The organism is Flavobacterium sp. FG139, assembly GCF_057809695.1.
This window is the reverse complement of the sequence record NZ_JBMDKL010000010.1, coordinates 100,998-113,483: the sequence shown is the minus strand read 5'-3', so window position 1 is coordinate 113,483 and position 12,486 is coordinate 100,998. Positions and strand designations below refer to the sequence as shown.

Genomic DNA, 12,486 nt, shown 5'->3' with positions numbered 1-12,486 from the left:
TTAGAGCTAATATTGAGGGATTGAAGTAACTCTTTGGGGATATTTATCTGCAAAAGCAGTTATCAACTGCATAATATATTGATTACTTGAATAACGTACCACATGTTCTTTTAATTCGTGTGGTTCATTAACAGCAAAATCTGAAGATAAATATCCCATTCCATAAAAGTGACCGTTTTCAATATAGACGATACTCTTTTCATCCTTGGCTCTTCCTTTGTCAATTATTGCAAAACTTTCTCTATTGGAAACTAAATATTGAAGAGCATTTTCTATTTTCTCATTATGTAAATCCATTTCAGGTAGCATTTCGACTTCTTTACTAATTGTTTGAGGAAGTTCTGGCATTCCGAAATTGCAAAAACGATTATCAATGCCAAATTGATCTCTTAGATGCATGAGACTATTTATTGCAATGTGTAAACTATTGAACGATTCAATGCAATTTTGCCCTTTGCTAAGTTTACCAACTGCTAAATAACGATAACCATTTCTGGCTTCATATTCATATAGTCCATAGTTGAACTCAAATCGTTTCAATGCTCTATTGTACACGGGCCATAACTTTTTTATTTCATTACATTCAAGAAGGAGTGCGATTAATTCAGTAGCACAAATTTCAAAGGAAATTCCATGAATATCTCTTAGAAAATTTTGTCGTTGTGAGTTGATATTATGACCGCTAAAATGAGATGAAACTCGCTTTTTAATGTTTATGGCTTTACCCACATAAATTACTTTTTTAAATTGATCATAAAAATAATACACTCCTATTTCTTCGGGTAAAGCATCAAAATCACTTGGAGGTAAATTGGGTGGCAAACGCTGATCTGTTGCTGTTTTTTTAATCATTGTTTCAATAACATTTGCCTCATCCCATTCTAATAATCTACTAAATAGTATGGCTGTTGCATCAGCATCACCTCCTGCTCTATGGGCATTTTCCAGAGTAATTCCCAAGGAATTACATAATCTTCCCAAACTGTAAGAAGGCAACCCAGGTTTGATTTTTCTAGCAGCACGAACAGTACATAACTTTCTTGCAGTCCATTTGAATCCTGACAATTCGAGCTCGTTTCTAACAAATGAATAATCGAAATTAACATTATGAGCCACAAAAATTCGATCTTTGAGTAATTCTAAAACTCTTTCTGAAACAAAATCAAAGATTGGTGCGCTACTAACCATTTCGTTAGTAATTCCTGTAAGCGCAAAAATAGCTGGCGGAATGTCTTTTTGTGGATTAACTAATGTTTCCCATCTATCAATAATCTTCTTTCCATCATGAATGATGATTGCAATTTCAGTAATGCGACTTCCGCTAGCATTTCCTCCTGTTGTTTCGATATCGACTATGGCGTATTCTTGTTTTTTCATTGCTTGTTTAACGTTACTCTCTTTATTATAGTATGATTTTGAACTCTAATTCATCTTTAGTCTTGGCAAATTAATTTCATGTTCTTGTGGATAAGGTTGACGTTGTGTACTACTTACATCCTCTTTTAAATTTTGTTGCGTTGTAAATGCTCTATCTTTAGAATTAGAATATCTGGGATCTACAATAAAAGGCATTTTAGCCATTTTGGAAATAGTAATTGTTGGAAAATGAAAATCAACTTCAACTTGACCTAATAACAAATAACAACCACCACCTTGAAATGGGTATTTTCTTAAACAATCGGCAAAATGCGCCGTATCAAAAAATGCTCCTTCAGCATCTATCCAAGTTCCAAAATACATTGTACCCATTTTAGTTGGTACTTGCTTTCTAGAAATTAAATAAGCCAGCATTTTAACCGTTTTCTTATGATATGACAATAAATCCTTAGTCAAAACATCACCTCGATATTTCGTTTGAAGCAAATCAAAAGGAGAACAAGAAACTGGAAATCCTAATAGTTCAATCTCATCAAATGCATCTTCATAATCGGAACGTTGTAAAACAGGCAATTTATATTCTTTGATGGGTTGTTGCAGTAAAGTCCAACTCCTATCTTCGGGTTTAAAATTTACCATTATCAATCGAGCCTTTACAAGTAATTGATTTTTGGATTGTCCTGTAAATCGAAAAGCACCAATAAAAATTAATGTTTGAATGCTTTCTATTCCAATGGGAACTCTATTTATAAAATCTTCCAGAGATAAATAAACTCCATTGGTTTCTCTTTCTTTAACAATAAACTGTGCGATTCTAGTTTCCAATCCTTCCAAATGGATAAATCCTAAAAATACTTCAACACCATACAAAGTAGTTTCATAATTGCTTTTGTTGACACAAGGATTGTTAATGTTTCCTCCAGACATTTTAGCTTCGTGAATATAAACTTCAGTTCGATAAAAGCCACCTTGATTATTGATTACAGCTACCATAAATTCAATTGGATAATACACCTTCAAATACAAACTCTGATAACTTTCTACAGCATAGGAAGCTGAATGAGCTTTACAAAAAGAATAGCCGGCAAAGGATTCAATTTGTCTATAAATTTCGGTGCTCAATTTCTCAGGATGACCTTTAGCTTTACAACATTCAAAAAAATGATCTTTTACTTTTTGCAATGCTGCTTTAGAACGTCCTTTTCCACTCATCGCTCGTCGTAAAATATCACCATCAGCAGCTGGCAAACCTCCATAATGCAAGGCAATTTTAATTACATCTTCTTGATAAACCATAATACCATACGTCTCTCCTAGTTGCTCTTTAAATACATCATGAAAGTATTCAAATTTGTCAGGGTTGTTATGCCTAAAAATATATTCCTTCATCATTCCCGATTGCGCCACACCTGGGCGAATTATTGAAGAAGCAGCAACCAAAGTAATGTAATCATTACATTTTAATCGTCTCAATAATCCACGCATCGCTGGACTCTCAATATAAAAACAACCAATGGTCTTTCCTATACTCAAATAAGTATTGGATAAAGACTCATTTTTTGAAATGGATGTATCTCTAATATTGACTTTTATACCTCTATTTTTCTCAATGAGTTTCACTGTATCATCAATATGTCCAATACCTCGCTGACTTAAAATATCAAATTTTTCAAACCCAATATCTTCTGCAACATGCATATCAAATAATACAATTGGAAATCCTTTTGGAGGCATTTCTAATACTGAAAAATTAGTTATAGGTTCTTCTGATATTATGATCCCACAAGAATGCATACTTCTTTGGTTTGGATATTTTTCTAGTAACATTCCGTACTCTTGGACCAATTTTACTATCTTATTTCCATCATGTAAACTCATCGGATTTTTTGCCAGAACATCCAATTCCTCTTTTGGTAAACCAAATACTTTACCCACTTCCCGAAAGATAGAACGATATTTAAACTCAACGTTTGTGCCACAAAAAGCTACATGTTCAGCACCATATCTATTAAAAATATATTCTAAAATAGTGTCGCGTTCTTTCCACGACCAATCTATATCAAAATCAGGAGGACTTTTACGATTTACGTTTAAGAACCGTTCAAAATACAAGTCTAATTCAATAGGGCAAATATCAGTGATACCAAGACAATAACTTACAATACTATTTGCACCACTACCCCTACCAATATGCAAAAATCCACAACTATTACTATATCGTATAATATCCCAAGTCATCAAAAAATAACCGCTAAATTTTAATTCATTAATAACTTTTAATTCTTTCTCTACACGTTGTTGTGCTAAAATATTGTTGTCTCCATAACGCCATTTCAAACCTTGCTTTGCTAAGTTTGTCAACAATGCTATATCACTTTCTTCACTATTAGTGTAGAATTTCTTATTTCTAGGAGTTTCAAATTCAAATTCGACATTGCATTTATCAATGACTTTTAAAGTGTTTTCAATAATTTCTGGGTAATCACTGAATTTTGCTGCTAATTCTTTTTCAGAAATCATTACTTCAGATGTTCTACAATAATCGCTTTGGGTTAATTTAGATAGAATGACATTATTATCAATAGCACGCAAAATTTTGTGCAAATTAAATTCCTTTTTAGTTCTAAAAGTCACAGGCTGTAGAATGACCATTTTAGAAATTTGAGCTTTTAAATTAGTATCATACAACTTGATTAATTGCTCAGAAGTTATACCTATAAACTCATTTTCAGCTAGTGTTTCTGGAATATTATCTATTGGGTAAATAAGTATTACATTTTCAAATTTTGGGGCAATTAATGGAAGTTCCGTTTGCTCAAAATTGTGTTTAGTACGAAGCCGATTCATTTCACCTACACCTTTAAAATTTGTTGCTATTCCAATGTATTTTAATTGGTTGTTGTCTCTGAATTCAATTCCTACTAAAGGTTTAATGTTTACACTTTTACACTCTTTAATAAACTCATAAATTCCTGTAACGGTATTGATATCAGTTAATGCCATCGCAGATATATTCAATTCCACTGCTTGTGCAATTAAATCTTCTAACGGAATGGTTCCGTAGCGTAGACTATGATAAGAATGACAATTAAGATGCATTTATAAATTATTTTTAAGTATTGTATCTGCTCTTCCTACTGCATTAAATCCGAATCGTTTTTTCATTTTATCAAGAGCTTCATAAAGCGATAACATTTCAACAGTATCTTCAAATAAATCTATTTGGTAAGTACCTCTAACTAATCCTTTGAAGGATACCCCTATCATTCTAAGTCGCATTCTTCTGTCATATAATTTATCAAATAATTCAATCACAGATTTTATTAAAACATGATCAGCTGAGGTATAAGAAACTCCAACTTGTTTAGTTTGTGTATCAAAATTGGCATATTTAATTTTAACCACAACTGTTGAAGTTAACCATTGCTCAGATCTCAATTGATAAGCTAACTTTTCAACCATTCCAACAAGAATTGATTTCATTACCGGAATATCAATTGTATCTTGTATAAAGGTTTGTTCGGTTGATAGTGATTTTCGCTCCTTGTATGGTTCTACAGGACTGTTGTCAATTCCGTTGGCTTTCCTCCACAACTCTACTCCATTTTTTCCAATCATTTGTTGAAGGATTTCTGGAGGCATTTCAGATAAGGTTTGAATGTTTCTAATTCCAATGCGAGTTAATAATTGAAAAGTAACTTCACCAACCATAGGTATCTTTTGTATTGATAAAGGATTTAAAAAAGGACGTACATTATTTTCTGATATTTCTAAATTACCTCTTGGTTTGCCTTCACCAGTGGCAATTTTGCAAACCGTTTTATTTACTGATAGTGCAAAACTTATGGGTAAACCCACTTCTTTCATAACTTTTTGAGCCAGCTCTTCAGTCCATTTATAGCATCCGTAAAACTTATCCATGCCCGTTATATCAAGATAATGTTCATCAATACTTGCCTTTTCAACTATGGGAGCTTTTTCTTCAATAACCTGAGTAACATTAGCAGAAAGTTTGGAATATAAATCCATATCACCACGGATAATTTTGGCTTGTGGACATAACTTAATCGCCATTCGAATGGGCATAGCTGAACGAACTCCAAACTTCCTAGCTTCATAAGAACATGAAGCCACAACTCCACGGTCTCCACCACCAATAATGAGTGGAATTCCATTTAAAGAACTGTTTGTGAGTCGTTCACAAGACACAAAGAAGGTATCCATGTCCATGTGTACAATTGCCCTAGTCATTTTATTATTGTATTTAAATTAAAAATTATTTTACAAAATTAGGACGAATACGCACAATTATATTTATATTTGTTGTGACAAATACTCACATTAACATATGTCACTATTTTCAGAAAACATAAAGTACCTTCGAATTAAAAAAGATGTATCACAACAAGTTATTGCTGATGGTATTGGAATTCCTAGACCTAGATATGCTAAATACGAAGATGGAAAAAACTTCCCACCACCAGAAACGCTACTAGCAATATCTAGATATTTTTCAATGAGTATTGATTTATTACTTTCTGTAGACGTCAGAAAAATACCAATTGGAGATTTATTGAAGTTAGAAAACAACAGATTATTACTTCCTATAACGGTAGATTCACATGGTAATAATTTAGTTGAAGTAGTTACTCAAAAAGCCAAAGCAGGCTATTTAAATGGTTATTCTGATCCTGAGTATATTGAATCATTACAACAAATCTCACTACCTTTTCTCGGGCCAGGCAAACACAGAGGTTTTCCAGTAGAAGGTGATTCTATGCCACCACACGAAGATGGTTCGATTATTATCGGTCGCTATATCGAAAAATTGGGTAATGTACTAGATGGCAAGACTTACATAGTGATTACAAAAGATAATGGTATCGTTTATAAACGTTTGAATAAAAATGGGAAAAATTCTTTAATGCTAAACTCTGATAATACTTTTTATGAGCCTTATGAAGTGAAAGCTTCCGACATTTTGGAGATTTGGGAATATGAGTGCAGTATAGGTCGAACAGATAAAAAAACTGATTTTTCAGCTGACAACTTAACTTCTTTAATGATGGAAATGCGTCAAGAATTACGTGAAGTTAAAGCTAAAATTAATACCTAAAATAGTTTTACAAAAATTAAACACTTTAAGTATAAGAAGAAAACAAAAAAATAACCATATCAAAAAAATGAATATTAAAAATTAGTTTTATTCAAGAACTCCTTGGTCTTAAGGACATCAAAATATGATTGCTATGCACCAATTTTATTGAAAAAAGCATAAGAAAAATAATAAGTCCACTAGAAAGTTTAATTTAAATTATTTTATACATTTGATTTAAACAAATATACACATTGCACATTTATAAATCGACTTTACTAAAACACTGAAAATAAACAATAAAAAAATAAATAACTGTAATAAGTTGTGCATATATACTATAGCAAAAATTGTATGATTTTAGAATAAAACAAGAAAAATTAAAAATTATGACGAAAATAGAATTTGATGAAGATTACGATGTTATAGATAGTGGGTCTATTATACATTATAATATTACAAAACCTATTATATTAAAAATTGAAGAAGAAGATGGCACGCCCATAAAAGTTCGGTTTGAATTTAAGACAAGTAATGTTGATTCAAAAGGAGTTTATAATGGTAATCCAATTTTTACTCAAAATTATATAAATTTAAGTGAATTTGATTATGAGACATTATTAGTCAAAGTTAATTATATTGGTAAAGCTAATAATTTTGGTCCTACTGAATTTTTGGATTTAGGAACATTTAATGGTAGAACACTTTATTTTAATTTTAGAATTGATATTAATGAGGTTAGTGACTGTCCAATGATAAACTACACCTGGTTTGTAGGTAAATATGAAAACTTATGAAAGGATTAGATTTAAAAAACTTACCTAAGGATCCAGAAACTAGCCAAATGATAATTACTAAATCGTTTGAGCATGATTTTGCCGATAAAGAGCTTGGAACTCTTGGAAAATTTTTTGGCTCTGGAAATTCTATCAAGATGAATATTGCTGGACTTACAATATTTGTGCTTCTATTATCTGGAATTGGATACACCATAAGTATGTTAGCATGTGACACAAAAAATAATCCCAAGGCGATTGGAATTTTAGAATTTTGGGGAATAATAACACCTTTAATTACATTAGCTTTAGGTTTCATTTTTGGAAAAAAAGACAAGTAGTTTTCTATACAAAACAACTTCTGCTATCAGCCGTTTCAAGAAATGGTGAGGCATGGGATTTATTTGAAATCGGTAAGGTTTTTAATTTAAAGTTTTGTTTATATTTGTGAAGGATTGGTCTTGGTTCATCGCCACTTATTTAAGCCGTGAAACGTTAGTGTAAAGACTAAAACAAATTTAGTTAATAGATGAAAATACCAAACAGAAGAACATTAATCGACTCAAAAAAAATATTCACAATATCATTAATTACAATGATAATTACAATATTGAGTGTTTGGTTTTATGATATTGGAAAACATAAAACTGTTATTGAAAATTCTTTAATTTCAACCTCAATTCTTTCAATCGCTTTTTTCCTTTTTATATCAATTAGTTTGTATAATGGAACTAAACTTAAAGATAATCTTGGAAAATTCACTGACAAATTCGATTCCAAAAAATTAAATTTTTTAAAAGAAATTAATGCTGATCATGCTTTTGGAGATTCTATCCCAGAAATCGGTGATGGAATTATTGGAATAATTATGAGCATAATTTTATGGATTTTAGCAACTATAATTATTAGTTATCTCTTTTTTGCCCTTGGAACAATAATTTGGTTGTCTATTTTGATTTTTTTGGGAATGATATATTGGATTTTTTTTAGAGCATTAAGATTAATATTTAAAAAATCCTCAGAATGTAGCGGAAATGTCGAAAGAAGTATATTTTACGGATTAATGTACACTCTTTTATATAACTTTTGGATTTACGGAATAATAATATTGTCAAAGATTTATTAAAAAACAAAAAAAGTCATTCTGCTGTCAATGGTTTGCACCAATGGCGTGGCTCGGGATCTATCAGGATGAGGAAGTGAATATCTTTTTCTTTCAATTGCGTTTTTTCGTTCTAACTTTTCGGTATATTTATTTTCGTTAATGTCGAAAACCGGTACTCGGCTGAAGCGATATAAGGTTATAGGAAATCCTCTAAAAATGAACTTTACAATTTTATCTAATTATTCATGAATACAATAGCTCAAATTGAGAATGCCCTAAAAGCAATTAATCAAGCAACCTTTCAGACTTTAATAAACCATTTATTACACTTACAAGGTAACAAATTTATTAGTGCTCCTGGAGCTGTTGTTGGCAAAGAAAAAACCAGTAAAGGAACGCCAGATTCATTTTTTGTAAACGAAGATAAATACATTTTTGTTGAGTGTACAACTCAAGAAAGATTAGGGGAATCGAAAACTTTCTTTGAAAAACTATCAAAAGATGTTGACCATTGCTTTAAAGAAGCTGTAACAAAAATAGAAAAGAATAAAATAGAGAAAGTCATATTAGCCTGCAATGACAAAGTTAGTGTTAAAGAATACAATCTGCTAAATGAAAAAGTAAAATCTCTTAATCCAAATACAAAGTTTGAGATTTTCAATATCCAAAATTTGCCAATGATGATATTTGACATCCCTAAATTAGCTGATGAGTATCTGAATATTCAAATGGTAAAAGGAGATATATACACTTTGGATCAATTTCTTTTAAAAACAGAAAAGGGATTACAGCCATCGTTAACAAATGAATTCATAGGGAGAGAAGAAGAAATCAAAAATAGTATAGATGCTTTAAAGAAATATGACATTTTATTATTATCAGGTGGTGCAGGTGTAGGCAAATCTAAATTGGCGGTTAAGATTTTGGAGAAACTTTCAAAAGATGATTATGTTCCAATTGTTATCCAAAGTTCAGGAGTGTCCTTATGGGATGATTATCAGCATCTTTTTTCTGTGGGTAAACAACATGTAATTTTGTTTGATGATGCTAATAAATCAATTAATAACCTAAACTACTTGTTGAGCAAATTAGAAGATTCTAAATCCTATACTGTAAAATTGATTATTACATCAAGAGATTATGTGAAAAAGGAAGTATCTGTTAGCCTTTACAATTATCCATATAAAGAATTTAATATACCTGAATTTAAGGATGAAGAAATCGGTAAAATCATTGTAGCGGCTTTACCTAATCTTCAACATCATAACGATATAAAACGAAAAATAATTGACTTAGCCAAAGGAAATGCCAGAGTTGCCTTAATGGCTACCTATTCAGTAACTCCAGATTCAGAAACAAATTATTTGAGTAGTCCTGTACTACTTTATGAAAAGTACTTTAATAAGATATCTGAAGAAATAGGTATCTTTAACAATCCTATTATTCTCAAATCCCTTGCTATTGTTTCATTTTTTGGTGTTCTAGACAGAAATAATCAAGAATTACAAAAAACGCTTTCAATTAAATTTAGTATTGAATGGAATGAATTATGGAGTTCTATTATTGAACTTCACAATAATGAAATATTAGATGTCTATTCCAATGAAATAGTAAAAGTATCAGATCAGGTTTTGGCAACATATGCCTTTTATAAGTGCTTTATTGACAAGCAGTCTGCCGTTATCAATTATGCAGAGTGGATTACTACTTTTATAGAGAAGTTTTCAAATAGAATTCGAACAACACTAGTAGACGTTAATAACACATTTGCCTATCATCACGTGAAGGACTTGGTATTACCTCATTTGAATGAAGTGACAAAACATATAAATTCAGATGAAGAATTATATACTTTTTACAATCTGTTTTGGTTTTATAAAGGACGTGACTGTTTGCTGTATTTAAAAAAATGGATAGGAAGCCTTCCACAGGAAGAACAACCAGAGAAACTTACTTTTAGTTATGTGAATAATGATCATACAAGAGCCTCGAAGCATTTTGAACTTTTGAAAGATTTTTGGAACCATCCAAATGAATTACTCAAACCTTCACTTGAGCTCACATTAATTTTATTAAACAAGCAACCAAGTCGATTACCCGAAATATTAAAGTTTATCCACGAAGATTTTAAGTACAGATTAGATGACAGAGAGCACAGTTACATTAGACAAAATATGTTATTCGATATTTTGTTAGATGAAAATTTAAGTGGTATTGAAAAATCATTTGCAAATGGTATTTTCCTGAAATTATCAGAAGCTCTGTTTGGATGGCATTATACGCAGTTTACATCAGCCAAAGGACATAAATTTACAATTTACAACTTTGATCTATATAAATCAGATGAATTAATGAAATTAAGAGAACGAACTCTAAATCAAATATACCATTTGATTGATACTGAAAACGAACAAATTCAGAAAATACTGCATCAATATAGTTATCCTAGTGGAGAAATTGATAAGAGTATTTATGTAGATGAATTACCCCTTTTAAAAAAAATCATTTCTGAAAAGCTGGATAACAAACAATACTCACATTGCAAATTTGTAAGTGTACTTGCTAAACACTTAACAGAAGCTGGAACTAAATATCCTGAAAACTGGAATGCTTTTATTGATTCTGATATAAGAAAATTATCCAAATTTTTAAAGCCAAGCTGGGAATATAGAGAAGGGAAATCCATTGAAGAATCTGAATCGGAGAAAAGACAGGAGCTTAATGATTTTGTGAAGATAAATGATTGGGAGAGTTTAGAAAAGTTGCTTCTAAGTATTGATGATTTGTACAAACAGCAAAAAGACAATAATGGCTGGCATATAGAATGTGCCGTTACTGATATTTATGCTTCTATTGCAAGAAAAGATAAATATGAATTTGAAAACGCATTGCGATTATTCTTTAGTGGTAAAGTACTTCTCCCATTACAAACAACCGTTGTAAATGTAGCATTGTTAGAAAATATTATGACAGGACAGGAACTCCTGAGTATAATAAACGATTATGAATTTAAAGAACGACCTTATTGGGAATCTGTTCTTTTAACTATGTTGCCAAAGGACCAAATTAATGAAAGTTTCTTAGAATTACTACTAAATATTTTCAAAAACACGAATGACTACATTTATATACATAAAATGCTAGACTATGTTAAATATGAAACTGTATTTGACAGCTATAAAGGAAATAATAAAGAATTAGAAGATCATAACATTATCTCTTACATAACAAGCATTAGACTGAATAAAGCTCGGAAAACAAGCCGTGATTTTGGCTTTCATTTTTGTGCAGAGTGCTCCTCTTATTTTAATAACCACACTCAACTTTTAAAAAGTGCGTATTGGGCACAATACGAGATTGATTCTCATTTTGATTACGATGGCAAAGAGTTAAGGGCAATATTGGAGATCAACAGAACCTTTATTAATGAAAGTTTAAAAAATGATGTGATTGGTCTAGACTATTCTTCTAAAATTAAACTAAAAAACATTAATACTGATTGTATCTGGGACTATCCTGAATATGAAGAATTGATAGAAGATATATTAGTAACAATTTTAAATAAAGAGAAATATACATTATTTATTGACGATGATATTAATTCCATATTCAGATTTAGTAATACTGATGAAAATAGAGCAGAAAGAGTCAAAGCATTTATTTTTAAGTTAACGCAGAAGCATTCAAACAATAAAAAATTACTGTTAATGTTAGTTGAAGTTGTCTATAGCACTTACAGAGATTGGTTTATGGATTATTTTAAAGAGTTTCTCTTGCTGAATAAGGATATTGAAATTACAAAGCAAATTAGTTTTGGTAGATTTTCAAGCACAACCGGGAGCTGGGTTCCCGTTTATCAGAAAAAAATAGTATTTTATCAAGATATTCTAAGAATGATAAATACATTACCCAATATATTAGACTATTCTGAGCATATAGATTATTTCGAGCAAAGGATTATTTGGAAGAACAAAGACATTGAAAGAGAAGAGAAGCGAGATTTTATGGAAGAGTTTTATTAACTAAGACGACTTTTGCGATACCTTTTTATAAATACCTAATAAAATAAACACATAATCAATTCGAGAATTAATTAGATATTTTATTTTCGTTTTATTTCATAACATTATATA

8 protein-coding genes are annotated in these 12,486 nt (G+C 30.7%); 5 read left to right on the top strand and 3 right to left on the bottom strand.

Annotated elements, in window-relative coordinates; translation table 11 throughout:
- Nucleotides 1–6: 6 nt before the first annotated feature.
- Genes ACODSI_RS10185 through dinB form a run of 3 tightly spaced genes read right to left on the bottom strand, consistent with a single transcriptional unit; the run spans nucleotide 7 to nucleotide 5,628 of the window.
- Entirely contained in the window at nucleotides 7–1,377 is a 1,371-nt protein-coding gene (locus ACODSI_RS10185) for an exonuclease domain-containing protein (protein WP_488916745.1), read from the bottom strand.
- Between the two features lie 45 nt (nucleotides 1,378–1,422).
- Nucleotides 1,423–4,476: a DNA polymerase III subunit alpha gene (locus ACODSI_RS10180; RefSeq protein WP_488916744.1), complete on the bottom strand. Its 3,054-nt coding sequence runs from the start codon at nucleotides 4,474–4,476 to the stop codon at nucleotides 1,423–1,425.
- Nucleotides 4,477–5,628 carry a DNA polymerase IV gene (dinB, locus tag ACODSI_RS10175; protein ID WP_488916743.1) on the bottom strand — a complete coding sequence of 384 codons (1,152 nt, stop codon included), beginning with the start codon at nucleotides 5,626–5,628 and terminating at the stop codon, nucleotides 4,477–4,479.
- Nucleotides 5,629–5,725: 97 nt separating this feature from the next.
- Here dinB and ACODSI_RS10170 point away from each other — a divergent pair, with 97 nt between their 5' ends.
- The 5 genes from ACODSI_RS10170 to ACODSI_RS10150 all read left to right on the top strand — a co-directional run bounded on the left by ACODSI_RS10170 (nucleotide 5,726) and on the right by ACODSI_RS10150 (nucleotide 12,375).
- Nucleotides 5,726–6,493: an XRE family transcriptional regulator gene (locus ACODSI_RS10170; protein ID WP_488916742.1), complete on the top strand. Its 768-nt coding sequence runs from the start codon at nucleotides 5,726–5,728 to the stop codon at nucleotides 6,491–6,493.
- Between the two features lie 368 nt (nucleotides 6,494–6,861).
- On the top strand, nucleotides 6,862–7,269 hold the full coding sequence (locus ACODSI_RS10165) for a DUF6864 domain-containing function (RefSeq protein ID WP_488916741.1): 408 nt from the start codon (nucleotides 6,862–6,864) through the stop codon (nucleotides 7,267–7,269).
- Nucleotides 7,266–7,589: a hypothetical protein gene (locus ACODSI_RS10160; protein WP_488916740.1), complete on the top strand. Its 324-nt coding sequence runs from the start codon at nucleotides 7,266–7,268 to the stop codon at nucleotides 7,587–7,589. Before ACODSI_RS10165 ends, ACODSI_RS10160 begins: the two co-directional genes overlap by 4 nt.
- Before the next feature lie 188 nt (nucleotides 7,590–7,777).
- On the top strand, nucleotides 7,778–8,374 hold the full coding sequence (locus tag ACODSI_RS10155) for a hypothetical protein (protein WP_488916739.1): 597 nt from the start codon (nucleotides 7,778–7,780) through the stop codon (nucleotides 8,372–8,374).
- A gap of 224 nt (nucleotides 8,375–8,598) precedes the next feature.
- Entirely contained in the window at nucleotides 8,599–12,375 is a 3,777-nt protein-coding gene (locus ACODSI_RS10150; protein WP_488916738.1) for an nSTAND3 domain-containing NTPase, read from the top strand.
- Nucleotides 12,376–12,486: the final 111 nt, after the last annotated feature.